The organism is Pararhizobium arenae (assembly GCF_001931685.1).
GTDB lineage: Bacteria > Pseudomonadota > Alphaproteobacteria > Rhizobiales > Rhizobiaceae > Pararhizobium > Pararhizobium arenae.
In genome coordinates, this window is record NZ_MOOY01000001.1 from 443,278 (window position 1) to 462,636 (window position 19,359).

Here is a 19,359-nt window from a genome sequence, read left to right on the forward strand (position 1 = left end):
GAAGAGGCATGACCAGCAATCTTTACCGCGGAGCGATCAGGCCCCCCGGTTTCATTCTTGCCGGCGGGCTTTCGTCCCGTATGGGCACACCCAAGGCGCTCGTGCGGCTAGGAGGTGTAACCCTGCTCGAGCGCGTTGCCACCCGGCTTTCACCACAGGTATCGAGGCTGCATCTCAACTGGAACGGGGATGTTCCTCCAAGTGGTCTTGCTGGATTCGAGCCGATATCAGACGAAACGGGAGGCCACGCCGGACCGCTTGCCGGTATCCTGACGGCCATGCGCCACGTCGCGCGTGTCTATCCCGAGACGAGCCATGTGGTGACTGTTCCCATTGATGCTCCGTTCTTCCCGCTTGATCTCGTGGCCTCTCTCGAAGCGGGCCTCAAGGGTGCGGATGACATTGCCATCGCTTTCTCTCGAGATGTCATGCACCCCGTCTTCGGCCTTTGGCCCGTTTCCATCACCGATGATCTTGCTGATTTTCTGATGAGAGATGAGAAGCGGCGGGTGCGGTCGTTCATTGAAAGGCACACCATGCGAAGGATCGACTTTCCCATCGGCGATGCCGCCGGAGAAGAGCTTGATCCCTTCGTCAACGTGAATACGCCGCAGGAGCTTGCCGATGTCGAGCAAATGCTTGTCGGAGAAAGGAAAGCTGCGCCATGACACAACCCAAGGTCTTCGGCATCGCGGGCTGGAAAAATTCGGGTAAGACCGGGCTTGCCGTTCGCCTTGTCGCAGAGCTCACGCGCCGAAGCTATCGCGTCTCGACCGTCAAGCACGCGCATCATGACTTCGACATCGATAAGGTCGGAGCCGACAGCTATCGCCATCGGCAGGCCGGGGCACATGAGGTAACGATCGTTTCCGGAACCCGCTATGCCATCATGCATGAGCTGCGCGGCGCTCCGGAGCCGAGTTTTGACGAAATTCTGTCCCGTCTCGCTCCGTGCGATCTGGTGCTGATCGAAGGTTACAAACGCGAACCGATACCAAAGATCGAGGCGCGCCGGTTGGAATCCGCCAATCGTGAGCCGCTTGCGCCGACCGATCCCCACATCCTGGCCATCGCCGCCGATCATGCGGTGACCGATACGACACTTGCCGTTTTCGATCTCGACGACACCGAAAGCATCGCTGATTTTGTCGAGCGCGTGACGGGGCTTCAAAATCCCTTACGAAATAGCAACGATCTCTAACTCGTGGCCGGAAACAGTCACGACATCGCCCACAGCCTTGCCTATCAGCAATCGCGCCACGGGTGAGACGTAGGAGATCGAGCCCTGCTTCGGGTCGGCCTCATCCTCGCCGACGATCCGGTAGGTCTGAACGCGCCCGTCATCGCGGCTGAAGGTCACGGTGCTTCCGAAGGCTACCACATCCGTTGTTGTGGGAGCCGGCATGAGTTGGGCGGTGCGCACCCGTTCCGAATAATATCGCAGATCGCGGGCGGGACCGGCCGCTTGCCGACGCCGTTCGTTGATGTCTTCGATGGAATTGGTGGCCTCATAGGCTTGCCTTGCCGCGTGCAATTGCTGCTCCAGTGCCTTGACGCCCGCTTCGGTCACGAGGTTGGGATGCTGAGAAATCGGCCGGTCCGGCAGCTGGGTTTCCGCTGCCGTTTCAGCGCTTTCCTCTTTGACGAATGCGACGCTCACTTCTTCACTCCCAGAGCAACGGTTGATCATCATCCTATATGGGATCGAACGAGCGGATTGTCACCCTCGCGGGTACGCTCGGCTGCAACGACGGAAGGTCAAACGACAACAGCCCGGCATATCGGCCGGGCTGTCCTTAGCTGTATTTTAGACCTGTGGCAGCCGGATCAGTTCTGAGCGACCGGGCGTACCAGCGGCGTTACGCGGCGGATCGTGACGCGGCGGTTTTCCTGTTCCGGACCATCGGTGCGGATCTTCAGGTACCGTTCGCCATACCCTTGGGTGACCAGGTTTTCCGGCGGGATGTCATAGACCTCCGTCAGCAGGGATGCGACCGATTCCGCACGCTCGTCTGACAGGATGAGGTTCGAGTTATCCGAACCGACGGCATCCGTGTGACCTTCGATCAGGAAGGTTTCGCCGGGGTCTTTGTCGATCACTTCCAGCATCGCGTCGGCGACCTTGCGCAGTGTTCTTGCCTGCGACATCGGCACTTCGGCGCTGCCGGTGGCGAAGGTCACGGTGTCGAGATCGATACGGCGAACCTTGTCGCGGATGCGGGCCGAGTTGCGAACTTCATCGATCGTATAGGTCCGTTCGACCTGCTCGACCGGCGGCTCGGCAAGGAACTCGTAGTAGTCGCGATCGGGCTGGCTGGACGTATCGATGATGTAGTCCTGAACCGGTACGCGCAGGCGCATCGGAGGCAGATCCTCACCGACGTCCACCATCGGCGGGCGAGGGCCTTCATCGGCTTCCGGCGCATAGATCATCAGGTATTCACGACCATCGCGATCGATGCGCGAGCGCTGAACGATATCGCCGTAGCGGTTATAGATCGTGACGACCCGGACACCGTCTCCGCGCTCGATAATCTCACGGGTGCGGCCGCGCGGCAGTTCTTCATAGTAGGTTTCGCGGGCATCCCGACGCAGGCGCGGACGATCGTCGCTTCTGACGATGATCTGGTCGCCGAAATCGATAACCGTGCGGTTGTTGCGGCCTTCCTCGATGCGCGGACGCTCGCGATTGTTGCCGGTGATGGCATCGATCAGATCGGGCAGGCCGAATTCCGGTACGTCGTCGATGCGGCGACCGCGTTCGTTAATCGCTTCTCCGAGTTCTTCGCGGGTCGGACGGCGGTCACGGCGATTGGCCTGTGCTTCGGCATCCGACTTCGGCACCTCGACATTTTCTTCCTCGGCGCGGGCACGCTCGCGTTGGGTGCGACGGCGTTCGCGGGCTTCGTTGCCGCCGCGATTGTCGGCGTCCTTGTCGCTGTCGAGAACCGCTGCGCCGTTATCGGCCGGCAGGACCACGGTTTCGTCGGTCTTGGACGGATCGCGTGCGATCTCCTCCTTCTCCGCTTCCGTGCGTGTGTCCGTCACCTCGGGTACCGGCTGGCGGCGATCGCGGGGCCTGCGACCGTCCGCAGCATCCTCGCCTTCGACTGCCGGGCGCAACTCTCCATCAGTCGCAGGCGCGGCTTCATCCACGGCGGGCTGCTCTTCACTCTGCTCAGCCTGCTTGCGCCGCTCTTCACGCGCCTTGCGGCGACGCTCCTCGGCTGCCTTTGTCGCATCATCTTCACCAGCAGGCGTCGCTTCGTCGGTTGCAGGCTGCTGTGTTTCTTCGGCTGCGGGCGCCTGTTGCTGCTGCTCTTCGGCCTGCTGGCGCTGGCGCCGCTCTTCACGTGCCTTCCGGCGACGTTCTTCGACGGCCTGTTCGGCGTCATCGTTCTGAGCAGGCTCAGCCTGTGCAGGCTGTTCTTCCGCGGCAGGCTGCTCTTCCTGCTGCTGTTCGGCGTTTTCCCGGCGACGGCGCGGGCGCTCCTGCTGCTGTTCCTCGGCCGGCTTGGCCTCTGGCTGCGGCTCTGCCTGCTGCTCGGCGTCGCTCTGTTTGCGGCGGCGCGGCTTCTCCTGCGGTTCTTCCACCGGCTGCGCCTCGGGTTCGGCGCGCTGCTCGGGCTGCGCTTCCTGCTGCTGCTCGGCATCGCGCTGCTTGCGACGGCGCGGCGATTCTTCCTGCTGCTCTTCCGCGGGCTGGGCCTCCTGGGGCTGCTCCTCGGCCTGTTCGCGCTGCTTGCGGCGCTTGCGCAGCAGTTCTTCCGGAACCTGTTCACCGTCCGGCGCCTGGATGCTTTCTTCCTGCGCGACCTCGAAGGATTTCTTCAGGCTTTCGGCGAGCGCCGGTTCGAAAGCAAGGGAGACGGACAGGACCGGGAAGGCCACCGTGGCAAATAGTCTCGTTCGCTTGATCATGGTATTTCCTCCGTCTCGTTCAGCCGTCAGGGGTGACCTTGGTCACCGACGCGGCCCTAAGTTTTCTGCAGTCTGCCTGCGAAGATCCTATGAAATGACGACACAGGCACCGAGTTCCCAAATGTTTTAGAAAAGGCTGGATTAACTCGCGATGAATGCGTCGTTCATCGAAGGCTGAGATAGGCGTCGCATTTGCTTCGGCTAGCGGCATTCATCAAAAATCACTGACATACCCCTGTTTTCCTGTTGATTTTTGCTGATGAAGCGTAGGAATATCCCTCCAGACCAGCCCAAGAGAGGCCGGGACTATCGACATCCGAACACAAGAAAAAATCGGATGTTCGCCAACAGAGAGGATCAAAATGCGTATCTCCAAACGTTTCGCCGGCGCCATTTCGGCTGCCGTTTTCGCGCTGATGGCAACGTCTGCCATGGCTGAAGGCGAAAAGATCGTCATCGGAACGGAAGGCGCCTATCCGCCCTTCAACAACCTCGAAGCCGACGGCACCCTGACCGGCTTCGACATCGATATCGCCAAGGCGCTCTGCGAGGAAATGAAGGCTGATTGCACCTTCGTCACCCAGGATTGGGACGGCATCATTCCCGCCCTGATCGCCAAGAAATTTGACGCGATCATCGCCTCGATGTCGATCACGCCCGAGCGCAAGGAAAAGGTCGATTTCACCAACAAATACTACAACACCGGCCCGGCGATCGTCGTGCCGAAGGATTCGACCCTGACAGAAGCGACGGAAGCCGCGCTGGAAGGCAAGACGCTCGGCGCCCAGGGCTCCACCACGCATTCGAACTATGCCGAAGCGCATATGTCGAAGTCCGAACTTAAGCTCTACCCGACCTCGGAAGAGTACAAGCTCGACATCGCCAACGGCCGTATCGATGGTGTCATCGACGATATCGTCGTTCTGTCGGAATGGCTGAAGACCGAAGACGGCGCCTGCTGCAAGCTGCTCGGCGCTCTGCCGATCGATCCGGTCATCAACGGCGAAGGCGCCGGCATCGCCGTGCGCAAGGGCGACGACGCGTTGCGTGAAAAGTTCAATGCTGCGATCGACGCCATCCGCGCCAACGGCAAGTACAAGGAAATCAACGACAAGTACTTCGGCTTCGACGTCTACGGCGGCTGATATCCCCGGTGGCCTGAGTGGTTTTCCCTGCAAAGCGGCTCAAGGCTAGTGAAATACAACGGCGGGAGGGTTGTTCTCCCGCCGTTTTTGATTGAAAAGAAGCGAATAAGAAGAAGCTCAAAGACTTCTCGGGCATGTCGCGGGGCCGGCATGCGAAAAACAATGGCTGAAGCGCCATAAACGCTTCGGTCGCTTCGAAGGGGAACAATCAGGCATGAGCGGAATTTTTGCCGCCCTATTTTCAGCCGTATCCTGGCTCGGATCGGTCATCGACCCCTTGTGCGGGCCGATCAGTATCTTCAGACTTTTCGGTTCCGGTACGCTTCTCGCCTGCAGTGATGCGGGCTGGGGCGATGAGATCGCCTATGGTTTCGGAATCACGGCCTCGCTTGCGATCTGCACTCTACCTGTCGGCCTCATCTTCGGTTTCTTCATCGCGCTGGCGAAGCAATCCGAGGACAAGTCGCTTCGGCTTGCGGCCAATATCTACACGACGATCTTTCGCGGCCTGCCGGAACTGTTGACGCTGTTCATCGTCTATTATGGCCTGCAGATCCTTGCCCAGCGCGCGCTCGCGTCCGTGGGATATGACGGCCAGGTCGAGATCAATGCCTTTATTGCCGGCATGTTCGCACTCGGCGTCGTTTTCTCGGCCTATTGCTCCGAAGTGTTGCTGTCGGCGTTCAAGGCGATCCCGCACGGGCAATATGAAGCCGGTGACGCGCTTGGTTTACACCGCGGCAAGACCATGCGGCTCATCATCATTCCGCAACTCGTGCGTATCGCGCTTCCGGGGCTTGGCAATCTCTGGATGGCCTTGCTCAAGGATACGGCCCTGGTGTCGGTCATCGGCCTGCCGGACATCCTGCGCCAGACCGGCATTGCAGCCCGTGTCAGCAAGCAGGCTTTCGAGTTCTTCGGGGTCGCCTGCCTGCTGTTCCTCATTCTCGCGATGGTCTCGTCCATCGTCTTCGCAATGCTCGAACGTTGGGCGAAACGGTCGGAGGTTGCCCGATGAGTGTGATCGAAACCTTGCTGCCGCCGCAGCCTGCGCCGCCGGAAGTTGTCAAGCCCTACACCGTCCAACGCCTGATCGGCCGGATCGTTCTGGGTGTCTGGCTCGCCGCCGCCGTCGGCGTCTTCATGATCGTCGTCGATGGCTGGGATCCGGCGAAATTCGAAAAATACGGACCGAGTTTCATCTCCGGCCTCGGCGTGACGCTGCTCCTGGTGGGCTGTTCGGTGTCGTTGGGCGCATTGATCTCGCTGCCGCTCGCCTTTGCGCGCATGTCGAAGAACAAAGTTCTGTCGTGGTTTGCTTACGCCTATGTTTACTTCTTCCGCGGCACGCCGCTCATCACCCAGCTATTCCTCGTTTACTATGGTCTTGGCAGTTTCAGGCCGGAATTGCAGTCGGTGGGGCTGTGGTGGTTCTTCCGCGACGCCTGGAACTGTGCGCTGCTGACCTTCACGCTGAACACTGCGGCCTATCAGGCGGAAATCCTGCGTGGTGCGATCGAGAGCGTGCCGCGTGGCCAGCGAGAGGGGGCCGCCGCGCTTGGACTGCCATCTCAGATCGCGTTCTTCAAGGTGATCCTGCCGCAGGCGATGATCGTGGCGCTGCGCCCCTACGGCAACGAGATCATCCTGATGATCAAGGGTTCCGCCATCGTCGCGATCGTTACCGTCTTCGACCTGATGGGCGAGACGCGCCGGGCCTTCTCGCGCACCTTCGACTACCAGATGTACATCTGGGCGGCGATCCTTTACCTGATCATGGTCGAGATTTTGCGCAATCTCTGGGCCTGGCTGGAAGAGCGTTTGACCCGCCACCTGAAGCGCTGACTTGAGGATCGACGGCAACCGCGGAAAGGGTTGCCGTCGCTTATCATCGGTGCAAACTCGCAGTGGTGCATTAGCAACTAATTAACCACTCCAGTCGTTTTCTTATAGGGACCATCACTCCACAGGATGAGAGGTCACCATGACAAACGACTTGGAACTGCAGATGAAGGGATACGGCATTACGACTGCCGAAATCCTCTACCGCATGCCCGATCACCAGACCTTGCTGCAGAGTTTCATATGGCAGCACTACGATCTGGCGCCCGAGTTTCCCGAAATGAAGAGTTTTCTGAAATTCTGGCGCGAGACGCTGGATGGTCCGCTGCATTCGGTGCGCTTCGTCCACCGCAAGCTGATCTCAGCCTCCGACTGGCGCGCGCTTCAGGGCGAGTTCATCATCAACTGAATTGAAGGCGCTGCCAGCGGTTCGACGGAAGACGAGTGCCGCTTCTTCAAACGTGCACTTCGCCATGGGCAAGTTCGCCTTCGCCCGGTTCGCGGTGAAATGCGCCGTAGGTGAGCACGGCGTAGAACGCGGCGACCGCGATCAGGACGGGCCAACCCGAAAGAGGCCCAAGGTTGGCATTGGCGGCGATATCGCCCAGTTCCCGGACGAATTTTCCGGGGCTGTCGTCGGGCTGAAGCGCGGGCGCTGAAATCTTCAAGCCCCAGGCCAGAAGCAGGATCAGATACATCCAGTAGTAGTTGCGCCGGAGGCGCCGGCAAATCGCCTCGCGGTAACTCATGAGGAAAGCCGGTTTCTTCAGGCTTGCGGCAATCGGGGTCGCCCAGTCGGCGCTGAAGGTGCCCTGGGGGCTGAGCATCTGGGCGAAGTAACCTCGCTCCATCTGACGAACGCGGGCGCGATAAACGTCGAAGAAGCGATAGCGGCGGGCTTCAATGTAGAGCAACAGCGAAACCAGCAGCATGGCGAACAGAAGAACGCTGTGATGGGACATGGGCGTGGACAGCGAAACGGAGAGCAGCGCGGCGACGACGGTGATCGCCCAGTTTGACGTTCGATCGATCCGGTCCCGCCACCCGGCCATGCGACCCATCTCGCCGCGATAATAGTGAGCCAGCACTGTCAGCGTTTCCGATGATGTCACGGGCAGCGGCGGGCTTTTGGGATCGGAATTCTCTTGGATCAGTCCTCTTGGGTTGAGCTCCAGAGCCATGGCGGTTCCTCCGAGATTTTGTTGTTTCGCGCATCATGCGCCTGATTATATCGACCGCAAACGTCTTTTTGCCGGCAGACAGTACCGCTTGTCGCCTTTGCAATTGCCAAAAAAACCTCTGCGCCGTAAATACCGCCTATGAAGAAGATCGACGAAGAAGCGCTTGCCGAAGCCTATAATCGTGCGCTTGCCCTGGAGAAATCCGGAGATATCGACGCTGCGGTCAAGGCCTATGAGGAGGTTCTGTCCATAGATCCGGAGGATCACGGCGGTGCTGCCGTGCGTATCGCTTCGATGGGCCGCGGCGAGACACCCGACAAGGCGCCGGACGCCTATGTGGCGACGCTCTTCGATCAGCATGCCGAAGTGTTCGAAGACGTCCTCGTCGAGCAGTTGCACTATCATGTGCCGATGATGGTACGTCAGCGCCTGCAGTCGCTTGTGAAGGAGCCGTTCGCCAAGCTTCTCGATCTTGGGTGCGGCACAGGTCTGACCGGTGGCGCGCTGCGCGATATGGCTGACGACATCACCGGGGTCGATCTTTCCGAAAACATGGTCGAGATTGCCCATGACAAGGATGTCTACGACACCCTCTATGTCGCCGAGGTGGTCGATTACCTCGAAGACAATGATGACGGTCCGTTCGACCTGATCACGGCGACCGACGTGCTCCCCTATCTCGGCGGACTGGAAGGCATGTTCTTCGGTGTTGCGGAAAACATGACGCCCGGCGGTCTGTTCGTCTTTTCCAGCGAAACCCTGCCGGATGAGGCTTTCGCGGGCCGGGCGTTCATGGTCGGACCGCACCAGCGCTTTGCCCATGCCCGCAGCTATGTTGAAAAACGTCTTCAGGAAATCGGCTTCGAGACGATCGATGTGACCGACATCACCGTGCGCCTCGAAGAAGGCGAGCCGATCGCCGGCCATCTGGTGGTCGCACGTTTCCTGGGCGATAAAGCCTGATTTCTTTTGCTGATGCCGGCGGCTGTCAGCCGCCGGTGACGCTCATGTGGCGGGCGACGGCCGGGCGCTTGCTGGTTCGGTCGATGATGAAATCGTGACCCTTGGGCTTGCGGGTGATGGCTTCGTCGATCACGCTCGAGAGGTAGGCATCGTCATCGCTGGCGCGCAGCGCCGTGCGCAGATCGGCGGCATCGTTTTGTCCCAGGCACATATAAAGCGTACCGGTGCAGGTCAGGCGAACGCGATTGCAGCTTTCGCAGAAATTATGAGTCATCGGCGTGATCAGGCCGAGGCGGCCGCCGGTTTCCGCGACGGTAAGGTAGCGGGCAGGGCCGCCGGTGCGGTAGGGGTTTTCGCTCAGCGTGAATTGCTGGGCCAGGCGATCCCGCATCTCTGAAAGCGGCAGATAGTGGTCCGTGCGATCCTCATCGATCTCGCCCATCGGCATGGTTTCGATCAGTGTCAGATCCATACCGCGACCATGCGCCCAGCGCAGCATGTCGGGAATTTCGAGGTCGTTGAGACCCTTGAGCGCCACGGCATTGATCTTGACGTGGATGCCAGCGGCCTGTGCCGCGTCGATCCCCTCCAGCACCTTCGACAATTCGCCCCAGCGGGTGATGCGGAGGAACTTGTCGGGATCGAGCGTGTCCAGAGAGACATTGATCCGGCGCACGCCGCAGTCCGCAAGCTCCGCCGCAAAACGCGAAAGTTGCGAGCCATTGGTCGTCAATGTCAGTTCATCGAGTTCGCCGGCATGAACCAGTTCGCCAAGCGAGCGCACAAGTAACATCACGTTCTTGCGCACCAGCGGCTCGCCACCGGTCAGCCTCAGCTTACGAACGCCCTTGGCAATGAAGGCGCGACAGAGACGGTCGAGCTCTTCCAGCGTCAGCAGATCCTTCTTCGGCAGAAACGTCATGTTTTCCGCCATGCAGTAGGTGCAGCGGAAATCGCAGCGATCGGTGACGGAAACACGCAGATAGGTGACCGCCCGACCGAAGGGGTCGATCATCGATGGCTGGGCATTGCCAAGTTGCGTTGCGCGTGATCTGTCGAATGTAACGGTGTTCACCAATTACTCCTTTGCCGACAATGTTGGTTCCCATCTCGGCGGCGTCAAGGCGGTGGCGTCAGAATCCGTCCGGTCGGATCCGTACGCGCTCAACGCAGTTGCCGAGATATGCTTACGCGAAAGCAACAAACTCAGCGGTTTGTCATAGGATATCGTTTTCTTCCCGGCAATATCGGGAAATTTGAAAGTGTGTATCGAACCTTCGTGGCTTTTTTGCCCGCTGGCGTCGCCCTCAAAATCCGCCTATTTGCTTTCTGTCTGCCAAGGGCGGGATTCGCGTTGGATGCAGGCGGGCGATCAGGAGGCTGCGATGAGCGAGATATGGCCAACCGAACTGCGGGTTTCCAAGGATCGGCATCGGTTGACAGTGACGTTCAACGACGGTGCGTCCTTCGACCTTTCCGCCGAGATGCTGCGCGTTCTTTCCCCTTCGGCGGAAGTTCAAGGGCATGGGCAGGGGCAGGGCGTAACGGTTCCCGGCAAACGCAATGTGGCGATCCTCAGCATGACGCCGACCGGAAACTATGCCGTTCGCATCGGTTTCGACGATATGCACGACACCGGCATTTTCACCTGGAGCTATCTGCGCGAACTCGGCGAAAAAGGTGAAGAGCTCTTCGGCGAATACGAAAAGGCGCTTGCGGAAAAAGGAATGACCCGTGACAAGGCAGAGCGTCCGCGCTGAGGGATTTTGCAGGTGCCATGTCCGGGCGCGTCATCAGCCTGTCATCTTGCGCGGCCAAACAGCGGAAACAACATGGAGAACAGGCGGGGGGACGGAAGCGTGACGATCATTCGCAGCGTCGAGGAACTGAATGCACTCTATGGAGAGACCAGCGAAGCCTCTGTCGTCAAGGTGACGAAAACGCTGACACGCGACTATGCGCGGATGATCGAAGCGTCTCCCTTCTGTGCGCTGGCGACCGTAGGTCCCGAGGGGCTAGACTGTTCGCCGCGCGGTGACGACGAGCGTGTGGTCAGGATCGCGGACGACCGGACGGTCCTGATGCCCGATTGGCGCGGTAACAACCGTGTCGATTCGCTCGCCAACATCGTCCGCGATCCGCGCGTGGCGTTGCTCTTTCTCGTACCGGGTTCAAACACCGCGATGCGCATCAACGGAACGGCCGTCGTTAGCGCTGATCCGGCGCTGCTCAAGGCGTTCGAGGTCGATGGAAAACACCCGCGAACAGTGATCATCGTGACAATCGGCGAAGTGTATTTCCAGTGTGCCCGGGCCTTGATCCGCTCGCAACTCTGGAACTCCGACCGATTTGTCGATCCCAAAACGCTGCCCACCCCCGGCGATCTGCTGAAGGCGGCGAAAGCGGATTTCGACAGCGCGACCTATGACCGCGAATGGCCGGAGCGGGCCGCAAAGACGATGTGGTAGAGCGCTTATTGGCTCAGTGAAGACCGGTCGTTCCCACGGGAGGCGAGGCACTCTCCTTGCGTGCCCGAAGATCAGTCGCGAACGATGACCTTGGTGCCGATCATGACATTGGCATAGAGGTGCTCCACATCCTCGTTTGCCATGCGAATACAGCCGGACGACATGGCCTTGCCAATCGACGATGGCTGATTTGTGCCGTGGATGCGGTAGATGGTCGAGCCAAGATACATGGCACGGGCGCCGAGTGGATTTTTGATACCGCCCTTCATCGAAACCGGGAGGTAATGCCCCTTCCTGGCTTCGCGTGCGCGCATCGCTGCGGGCGGGGTCCAGGTGGGCCATTTGGCTTTTCTCGTGACGGCGTTGGTGCCTGTCCAGATGAAGCCCTTGCGACCGACGCTGACGCCATATTTCATCGCGACGCCTTTTGCGACGATGTGATAGAGGCGGCGCTCCGAGTTGTCGACGATGATGGTGCCGATGGCGGCATCTTCGACGAAAGACACCAGTTCGCGCGGGATGGGGGAAGTGCTGACGCTCTTGCCGGTAGCCTTCGGCTTGTTTTCAGAGAGCGCCTTCAGCCAGCCCGTCTTGACCGCGCTCGCCTGAAGGGAAGCGACTTCATACGCGCCGCTCTGGCTGGGGCTTGCGGCGAAAGCGCCGGTGGCAAAGAGTGTTGCGGCGGCGATCAGCGTGGTTGCGAGGGTCTTCACTTCCCGTATCTCCCGTTATGGGAGCGTGCCGGTTCATTCCGTCGCTCCCTGTTGTGGAGCCTTTCTAGCGTGTGTCGTAGCGAACGGCTGTTTCCAACGGAACGCGCTGAATGACGATGGGCTCTTCCGTTTCCAGAGAGCCCATGGATAGACCTTGCGGGAAGAGCGGGTTTACTTGCGGTAGATCAGCCAGCTTTTTCCGGCATCCTTCTTCATGCCATCCTCGAACATGATGCTGCGGTTGCGGCCGCTGTTCTTGGCGCAGTAAAGCGCGACGTCGGATTTGTTGTAGAGATCGATTGGATCTTCCGCGGCAGAAGCCTGGCACACGCCAATCGAGAGCGTGATCGGGCCGTAGTTGGCGCCGGTCTTCGAGTTCTTGAAGGGTGTCGTGGAAAGGGCGACGCGGATGCGCTCAGCGACCTGGAGGCTCTCTTCGGCACTGCTGTCGGGCAGGATGATGGCGAACTCTTCACCGCCGGTGCGTGCCACGAAGGCGTCCCGGCGAAGGTTGGCGCGGATGACGGTGCCCACCGTTGCAAGGATCTTGTCGCCGACCGGATGGCCGAAGCTGTCGTTGATCTTCTTGAAATGGTCGATATCGGCGATCAGCAGGCCGGTGAACCCATGGGCTTCGGTGTTGTAGATCGCGGCAAGCTTTTCGTCGAAGGCCCGGCGGTTGGCAAGACGCGTCAGCGAATCCGTGTTGGCGATGCGCTTGTACTCGTCAAGCTCCTGCCGGATAACCTCCATCTCGAAGGATTTCATCGAGACGTTTTCGACGCGTTCCTTGCCCTGGCTCATCGTATCGACAGTGGCTTCGGAAAGAATGCTGACGGCCTGGCGTAGCAGGTCCGCACTGGTGTTGCTCTTGCTCGAAATATTCCGGTACGTTTCGTCCAGCACGCGATTGTAGTTCTCAAGTGCGAACTGCTCCTCGCGCAGCAGCGTCAGGAGATCGGTCAGATCGCGCGACATCTGGTTGTGGACGCGATCAATACCGGCTGGGTGAAGGTGGCTGAAATAGCGGGCGCCGATCTCGTCCAGTTCTTCCTGGGTGGCGCGGCTGCCAAGAGCCGCCAGTTCCTTCGTGAGTTTGGGATTGGAGCCGATATAGGCTTCGTAATAAAGCTCATAGTTCCGGGGGATCGGTGAAACGCCCATGATCCGCATCGCGTAGGTGACCTGCGCTGCGATGTCCGGCATCTGGATCTTGCCCGCGGTTGCCGCTTGCATCTGGCAACTCCTTCAGTGCTGTTGGTTCTATCCTCAGTTCTAGGGGTAAAAGATTTTGGAAGCCTTAACGTTTGCTGACGCACGCACGTAGGAATTGAGAAAAATGCAACAAAAAGAGCCGGGTGCGATGCGCCCCGGCCCCCTTGCGTTAAGGTTGTCGCGACAGATCAGGACGGGCTGATCATCGTTTCCGGGCGAACGACTTCGTCGAACTCGGCATCGGTCACATAGCCGCCACCGACAGCCTCTTCGCGCAGCGTCGTGCCGTTCTTGTGGGCGGTCTTGGCGATCTTGGCTGCGTTGTCGTAACCGATCTTCGGCGCGAGAGCCGTGACCAGCATCAGCGAGCGGTCGAGAGCGGCCTTGATGTTGTCTTCGCGCGCCTCGATGCCGACGACGCAATTGTCGGTGAAGGAAACGGCTGCATCGGCCAGCAACTGCACGGACTGCAGGAAGTTGTAGGCCATCAGCGGGTTGTAGACGTTGAGTTCGAAATGGCCCTGGCTGCCGGCGAAGGTGAGCGACGCATTGTTGCCGAACACCTGGACGCAGACCTGGGTGAGGGCTTCGCACTGGGTCGGGTTGACCTTGCCCGGCATGATCGATGAGCCCGGTTCGTTTTCGGGCAGAGACAGCTCGCCGAGACCGGAGCGTGGGCCGGAGCCGAGCAGACGGATGTCGTTGGCGATCTTGAAGAGCGCGGCAGCGGCCGAGTTGATGGCGCCGTGGGAGAAGACCATCGAATCGTGAGCGGCAAGCGCTTCAAACTTGTTCGGTGCGGTCTTGAAGTCCATGCCGGTTATATCGGCAATTTCTTCCGCAACCTTTTCGGCAAAGCCGATCGGGGCGTTGAGGCCCGTGCCGACGGCCGTGCCGCCCTGGGCGAGTTCACAAAGGCCTGGAAGCGTCATCTCAATGCGCTTGATCGAGGAAGCCACCTGAGCGGCGTAACCGGAAAATTCCTGGCCGAGCGTCAGCGGCGTCGCGTCCTGCGTGTGTGTGCGGCCGATCTTGATGATGTGGTCGAAGGCCTTGACCTTGGCTTCCAGCGCCGCGTGCAGGTGCTTCAGAGCCGGCAGCAGATCATGGACGACGCGCTCGGCGCAGGCGATGTGCATGGCGGTCGGATAGGTGTCGTTGGAGGACTGGCTCATGTTGACGTGGTCATTCGGGTGCACAGGCTTCTTGGAGCCCATCACGCCGCCCATCAGCTCGATGGCGCGGTTGGAGATCACTTCGTTGGCGTTCATGTTCGACTGGGTGCCGGAGCCGGTCTGCCACACGACGAGCGGGAAATGATCGTTGAGCTTGCCGTCGATGACTTCTTGAGCCGCAGAAACGATGGCTTCGCCGATCTTGGGGTCGAGACGCCCGAGAGCGACATTGGCGCGGGCTGCGGCCTGCTTGACGATGCCAAGGGCGCGGACGATCGAAAGCGGCTGTTTTTCCCAACCGATCTTGAAGTTGCCGAGCGAACGTTGCGCCTGGGCGCCCCAATAGCGGTCGCTGGCCACTTCAATCGGGCCGAAGGTATCTGTTTCGGTGCGCGTCGATGTCATCGTTTTCCCTGCTTTCCTCATGCGGCCGGGCTGATCAGCTGCCGGCCGCGCTGGCCTTGGTGATGGGCTCTCTGTGACCCAGGTGATGGGGGGTTGTAAAGGGGCTTGGCGCGCTCCCGCAATCCTACAATCGTTTAAATCCCAGGCGACGCGAGTTGGGCTCGCCGGACGCGACTCGGCGCACTCCTTGGCGTTGCGTTTGCGTCACATTCGCTGGCGGATTTTCACGCACGTTGTTTGGCGACGCGCTGCATGCTTCGCGGTCGTGCACGAGGAGCTGTAAAAATATTACAAGAATTCAAATTTTTGGCGGCTCCCGGACGTTCTCATTCCATGCAAAAAACTCACGCGAAAGTGAGGTTTCTATTGGGTGCAGCGGAAGGCGCGTTTTCTTTTCATTCACCATCCTTTCTTATAAGCAATTAAGCACGATTGCGGTGATGCCTTCGTGCATGAGCCGGCCGAAGCTGGCCCCGGGCGGCAATGCTATACAGGGACGAATATACCTATGAAATTGATGAAGACCGCAGCGATCGTCACTCTCCTAACCGGGTGTGCGTTTACGTCCTTCGGAGCGTCTCACGCGCAGGCGTATACCCTGATGGATTTGTTCCGTAAAAAGCGGCCGGTGGCGGAAGACGTGCAGCCGCTGCCGGGCGTTCAGTCGCAGCAGCCCTCCCAGAAGCAGGCCTCCAAGCCAGCGCCCAAGGTAAGCTCCCCGCGCTACTATACCTATAAGGCCGAGCCGTTGCGTCGTATCCAGACGGCGAAGGCGACCGACCCGGTGGTGACAGGCTCGGTCACATCCGGCGACCTGCCGCCCATGCTGCGTGCAGAGCGTACGGACGCGCGACAGTATCTTGCTGACGTGACGGTCTACGCGCCGGGCGAAGTCGCAAAGGCGGTCGAAGGCTATTACAGCGCAAACGGGAAGTTCATCTGGACGGATGGTTCAAGCGTCAATGAAAGCGCGAAGGCGGCACTTGCCGTGCTGGCCGATGCCGCTACCGTTGGCCTCGACCCGCGTGACTATGCCGTGCAACTGCCGCCGGACGCGTTCGATAGCGCGGACCCGGCAGCCCGCGAAAAGGCGATGGTCGATTTCGAGGTGCGCATGACGTCGGCGGCGCTCACCTATATCCAGGATACAGTGCGTGGCCGGATCGATCCCAACAAGATTTCCGGCTATCACGACTTCAAGCGCAAGACGGTCAATCTTGCCGGCAAGCTCAAGGTCATCGCCAGCAGCCACGATGTCGCGGCTTTCCTGAAGTCGCAGACACCGGCCAGCGCGGAGTTCGTGGCGCTGCAGAACGAGCTTGCGGCGCTTGAGGCGAAGGACGACGAGCAGCCGCGGATCGAGATCGCGCCCGGAACGCTGCTGAAACCCGGTATCAGCAACCCGGAACTGGCCAATGTGGTTGCCGCCATCCGCCAGAAGGGCTCGGACGCGCTGAAGACGGAACATGCGGCGACACTTTCTGCCTATCAGGGTACGCCGGACTATACGCCGGAGCTTGTCGCTCTGGTCGAGGGCTTCCAGAAAGAAAATGGCCTGAAGCCGGATGGCATCGTCGGCAAGGCATCAATCCGTATCCTCGTTGGCGGCGATACGACGGCGAACCGCATTCACAAGGTTAAGGTTGCCATGGAGCAGGCGCGCTGGCTGCCGGCCGATCTCGGCAGCCGCTACGTCTTCATCAACCAGCCTGCCTTCATGGTTTACTACCATGACGAGGGCAAGGAGCAGTTCTCGATGCGGGTCGTGGTTGGCTCGAAATCGAACCAGACCTATTTCTTCCAGGACGAAATCCAGACCGTCGAGTTCAATCCGTACTGGGGCGTGCCGCAGTCGATCATCATCAACGAGATGCTGCCCAAGCTGCGCTCCGATCCGGGTTATCTCGATCGCCTCGGCTATCAGGTCGAGGTCGGCGGTCAGCCTGTGTCGTCATATAACGTCAACTGGTACGGCTCCACGTCCGGCGTTTCGGTCCGCCAGCCGCCGAGCAGCGACAATGCTCTGGGCGAGCTGAAGATCCTGTTCCCGAACACCCATGCGATCTACATGCACGACACGCCCTCCAAAAGCTTCTTTGCCCGCGACCAGCGTGCATTGAGCCATGGTTGCGTGCGTCTGGCCGACCCGCGCCGGATGGCTGCGGCCGTGCTCGGCGTTACCGTCGATGATGTCGCCAAGCAGATCGCAGGGGGCAAGAACAAGGGCGTTTCGGTGCCGGAGCGTATTCCGGTCTATGTCGCCTACTTCACGGCATGGCCGAACAAGGACGGCAAAGTCGAATATTTCGACGACGTTTACGAGCGCGATATGTACATGGGCCGCGCCTTCGACGCCACGCACGCTGCACGGGAAGTGCAGGGCTGATACAAAAGCAGAAGCCGACTACGAACAAGGCCGCATCCATCGGGTGCGGCCTTTTTTAGTCGTCGCTTCGCCGCCGTCAGGCCTGCGCGCCGATCCGGCGGGCGGCGACGAGGGAGATGCTGGCGAGCGCAATCACGCCCGCGCCGAAGATATAGGCCGTTTGCGCCAAGCCGATATCACGCGCCAGAAGACCGGCGCCGATGGCGGGAAGCGCAAACGCAAGGTAGCTCTGGACGAAAAAGGCGGAGAGCAGGCCTGCGCGGTCGTTATTGTGGGCGAGCGGCAACACGATGCGCAGGATCGCCGAAAAGTTGCCGCCGAACCCGATTCCGACGATCATCGTGCCGGCGAAGAGCAAAACGACCTGCTGGAGGTTTACGCCGACGAGGGTGACCGCGACGCCGATCAACAAGGATAAAGTTCCGATCGGTAGGACGCGGATGGCTGGTGCGTTTCTCGAGAGAAGCACCGTCGCGGTGGCGACCAGCATCAGGACGGACACGACCGAGGCGCCGACCAGCGGCGAGCGAATGCCGGTCGCGGCCATGACCAGCGACGGCATCAACGACAGGTAAAACCCGCCGAGCGCCCAGCCGGCGATGTTGACCGGGCTGGTGCGTATGACGGCAGATCGCGCGGCGGGAGGGATTGCGATGTGCGGGCGCAGCGACGCGAGAGCGCCGGGGCGACGTTGCGTGGTTTCCGGCATCACCAGCAGCAGCAGGATTTCGGCGAGCGTCACAACGAGCAGTGCAACGAAGACGAGATGCGCGGGATCCGGCGCGTAGGTCATCAGCAGGCCCGCCATCAGCGAGCCTGCGGTCAGACCGATAAACGGCGTAATGCTGTTGAGCATCGGGCCGCGCTGACTGTCAGTATCCAGAATGGTCGCGCCAAGCGTCGGGATGGCCATGCCCATGGCCAGCCCCTGAACCACGCGGGCAGCAATCAGAAGTCCGCCGCCTTCGGCAAACATGAACAGCAGCATCGCAACGGCGTTGACGGCAAGCGACGCGAAGATCGCTGGCTTGCGGCCGATATGATCGGATATGGAGCCGAACGTCAGAAGAGCTGCGAGCAGGCTCACGGCGTAAGCGGCGAAGATGATCGTGACGGTGAGGGAGGAGAGCCCGAAGGTCTCCTGATAGAAATGATAAAGCGGCGTCGGCGCGCTCGAGCAGGCGGAGAACGTCGCAGCCGCGACGATGCCGAAAACCGTCATGCGGCGGTAGGATGAAGATGTGGGCATGGGTGTTCCTAACGCTAAAAAATTGCGTTAATGTAGAATAGTCGCAATTTTCCTTAATGCAACAATTTTGCGTTAAGCTTGGTGATGTGCAAAAACGAGGTTTCGCCGGTGCGATGATAACCGGCAATGGAGCCGGAGGTGTGACGAATGGTGAAGGAGATGCTGCGGCAGGGTGGGCGGAGTGCGCGCATACAGGCCGCCGTTCATGCTGCTGTCAACGCGCTTTCGAAAGAAGTCGGGCGGGAAGAACTGACCGTGCCGCTGATTGCGGAGCGGGCAGGGGTCACGCCCTCGACCATCTACCGGCGCTGGGGTGACCTTTCAGAGCTTCTGGCGGATGTCGCCGTGCAAAGGCTGCGGCCGATAAGCGACCCTGATGATACCGGTGCGATTACTTCCGATCTGGAGGCCTTCGTGCTGCAATACGCGGAAGAGATGTCATCACCGGTGGGACGAACGCTGTTGCTCGATGTGCTTGCGGCTTCCAGCGATGTTTCAGGCCCCGCGGGACGCTGCTGCCAATATACGAAGCAGCATCTGGAGACGATTCGAATCCGTGCGACTGCACGCGGCGAGGACGCATTCGATATCAACGAGGCGATCGACGTCGTGATCGCGCCGATCGTCTACCACATCCTGTTTGGCGATCGTGCGCCGGATGAGGAGTATTGCCGGGCTCTGCTCGCCCGGCTCTGA

Annotated in this window: 19 protein-coding genes; 11 read left to right on the forward strand and 8 right to left on the reverse strand. The window is 60.1% G+C overall.

Annotated elements, in window-relative coordinates; genetic code table 11:
* Window positions 1-8: 8 nt before the first annotated feature.
* Both mobA and mobB read left to right on the forward strand, forming a co-directional pair.
* Entirely contained in the window at window positions 9-668 is a 660-nt protein-coding gene (mobA, locus tag BLX89_RS02165; protein ID WP_075288990.1) for a molybdenum cofactor guanylyltransferase MobA, read from the forward strand.
* Complete coding sequence (gene mobB / locus BLX89_RS02170; protein WP_075288991.1) at window positions 665-1,201, forward strand: molybdopterin-guanine dinucleotide biosynthesis protein B; 537 nt, start codon at window positions 665-667, stop codon at window positions 1,199-1,201. Before mobA ends, mobB begins: the two co-directional genes overlap by 4 nt.
* Here mobB and greA read toward each other — a convergent pair.
* On the reverse strand, window positions 1,178-1,660 hold the full coding sequence (gene greA, locus BLX89_RS02175; RefSeq protein ID WP_075288992.1) for a transcription elongation factor GreA: 483 nt from the start codon (window positions 1,658-1,660) through the stop codon (window positions 1,178-1,180). The two genes, mobB and greA, sit on opposite strands and share 24 nt — an antisense overlap.
* Before the next feature lie 167 nt (window positions 1,661-1,827).
* Window positions 1,828-3,921, reverse strand: coding sequence for an OmpA family protein (locus BLX89_RS02180; RefSeq protein ID WP_075288993.1), 2,094 nt, complete (start codon window positions 3,919-3,921; stop codon window positions 1,828-1,830).
* 362 nt (window positions 3,922-4,283) lie between these two features.
* On the opposite strand from BLX89_RS02180, the gene BLX89_RS02185 reads away from it, so the two are divergent.
* The 4 genes from BLX89_RS02185 to BLX89_RS02200 all read left to right on the forward strand — a co-directional run bounded on the left by BLX89_RS02185 (window position 4,284) and on the right by BLX89_RS02200 (window position 7,317).
* Entirely contained in the window at window positions 4,284-5,066 is a 783-nt protein-coding gene (locus BLX89_RS02185) for an ABC transporter substrate-binding protein (RefSeq protein WP_075288994.1), read from the forward strand.
* Between the two features lie 214 nt (window positions 5,067-5,280).
* Window positions 5,281-6,084 carry an ABC transporter permease gene (locus BLX89_RS02190; protein WP_075288995.1) on the forward strand — a complete coding sequence of 268 codons (804 nt, stop codon included), beginning with the start codon at window positions 5,281-5,283 and terminating at the stop codon, window positions 6,082-6,084.
* A complete protein-coding gene (locus tag BLX89_RS02195) occupies window positions 6,081-6,911 on the forward strand; it encodes an ABC transporter permease (RefSeq protein ID WP_075288996.1) in 831 nt (276 codons plus the stop codon). The genes BLX89_RS02190 and BLX89_RS02195 overlap by 4 nt, the downstream gene beginning before the upstream one ends.
* 139 nt (window positions 6,912-7,050) lie before the next feature.
* Window positions 7,051-7,317, forward strand: a complete 267-nt coding sequence (locus tag BLX89_RS02200) for an usg protein (protein ID WP_075288997.1) — start codon at window positions 7,051-7,053, stop codon at window positions 7,315-7,317.
* Between the two features lie 46 nt (window positions 7,318-7,363).
* On the opposite strand, the gene BLX89_RS02205 is transcribed toward BLX89_RS02200, so the two are convergent.
* A complete protein-coding gene (locus BLX89_RS02205; protein ID WP_075288998.1) occupies window positions 7,364-8,089 on the reverse strand; it encodes a DUF2270 domain-containing protein in 726 nt (241 codons plus the stop codon).
* A 138-nt stretch (window positions 8,090-8,227) separates the two neighbouring features.
* Here BLX89_RS02205 and BLX89_RS02210 point away from each other — a divergent pair, with 138 nt between their 5' ends.
* Window positions 8,228-9,052: a class I SAM-dependent methyltransferase gene (locus BLX89_RS02210; protein ID WP_075288999.1), complete on the forward strand. Its 825-nt coding sequence runs from the start codon at window positions 8,228-8,230 to the stop codon at window positions 9,050-9,052.
* A gap of 25 nt (window positions 9,053-9,077) precedes the next feature.
* Here BLX89_RS02210 and moaA read toward each other — a convergent pair whose 3' ends face one another.
* Complete coding sequence (gene moaA, locus BLX89_RS02215) at window positions 9,078-10,067, reverse strand: GTP 3',8-cyclase MoaA (RefSeq protein WP_245292745.1); 990 nt, start codon at window positions 10,065-10,067, stop codon at window positions 9,078-9,080.
* Window positions 10,068-10,437: 370 nt separating this feature from the next.
* On the opposite strand from moaA, the gene BLX89_RS02220 reads away from it, so the two are divergent.
* Both BLX89_RS02220 and BLX89_RS02225 read left to right on the forward strand, forming a co-directional pair.
* Window positions 10,438-10,812 (forward strand): gamma-butyrobetaine hydroxylase family protein, encoded by a 375-nt coding sequence (locus BLX89_RS02220; RefSeq protein WP_075289240.1) that lies wholly within the window; start codon window positions 10,438-10,440, stop codon window positions 10,810-10,812.
* A gap of 99 nt (window positions 10,813-10,911) precedes the next feature.
* Window positions 10,912-11,520, forward strand: a complete 609-nt coding sequence (locus BLX89_RS02225; protein ID WP_075289241.1) for a pyridoxamine 5'-phosphate oxidase family protein — start codon at window positions 10,912-10,914, stop codon at window positions 11,518-11,520.
* 71 nt (window positions 11,521-11,591) lie between these two features.
* Here BLX89_RS02225 and BLX89_RS02230 read toward each other — a convergent pair whose 3' ends face one another.
* The 3 genes from BLX89_RS02230 to fumC form a co-directional block, all read right to left on the reverse strand.
* Complete coding sequence (locus BLX89_RS02230; RefSeq protein ID WP_075289000.1) at window positions 11,592-12,233, reverse strand: L,D-transpeptidase; 642 nt, start codon at window positions 12,231-12,233, stop codon at window positions 11,592-11,594.
* 171 nt (window positions 12,234-12,404) lie between these two features.
* On the reverse strand, window positions 12,405-13,469 hold the full coding sequence (locus BLX89_RS02235) for a GGDEF domain-containing protein (protein WP_075289001.1): 1,065 nt from the start codon (window positions 13,467-13,469) through the stop codon (window positions 12,405-12,407).
* Between the two features lie 167 nt (window positions 13,470-13,636).
* Window positions 13,637-15,049: a class II fumarate hydratase gene (gene fumC / locus BLX89_RS02240; protein ID WP_143523422.1), complete on the reverse strand. Its 1,413-nt coding sequence runs from the start codon at window positions 15,047-15,049 to the stop codon at window positions 13,637-13,639.
* Between the two features lie 487 nt (window positions 15,050-15,536).
* On the opposite strand from fumC, the gene BLX89_RS02245 reads away from it, so the two are divergent.
* Window positions 15,537-17,414 (forward strand): L,D-transpeptidase family protein, encoded by a 1,878-nt coding sequence (locus BLX89_RS02245; protein ID WP_075289003.1) that lies wholly within the window; start codon window positions 15,537-15,539, stop codon window positions 17,412-17,414.
* 76 nt (window positions 17,415-17,490) lie between these two features.
* On the opposite strand, the gene BLX89_RS02250 is transcribed toward BLX89_RS02245, so the two are convergent.
* Window positions 17,491-18,663 (reverse strand): MFS transporter, encoded by a 1,173-nt coding sequence (locus BLX89_RS02250; RefSeq protein ID WP_075289004.1) that lies wholly within the window; start codon window positions 18,661-18,663, stop codon window positions 17,491-17,493.
* A gap of 147 nt (window positions 18,664-18,810) precedes the next feature.
* Between BLX89_RS02250 and BLX89_RS02255 the strand changes: the two genes are divergently transcribed.
* The gene (locus BLX89_RS02255; RefSeq protein ID WP_075289005.1) at window positions 18,811-19,359 is read left to right on the forward strand and encodes a TetR/AcrR family transcriptional regulator; all 549 of its coding nucleotides are present in this window, start codon (window positions 18,811-18,813) and stop codon (window positions 19,357-19,359) included.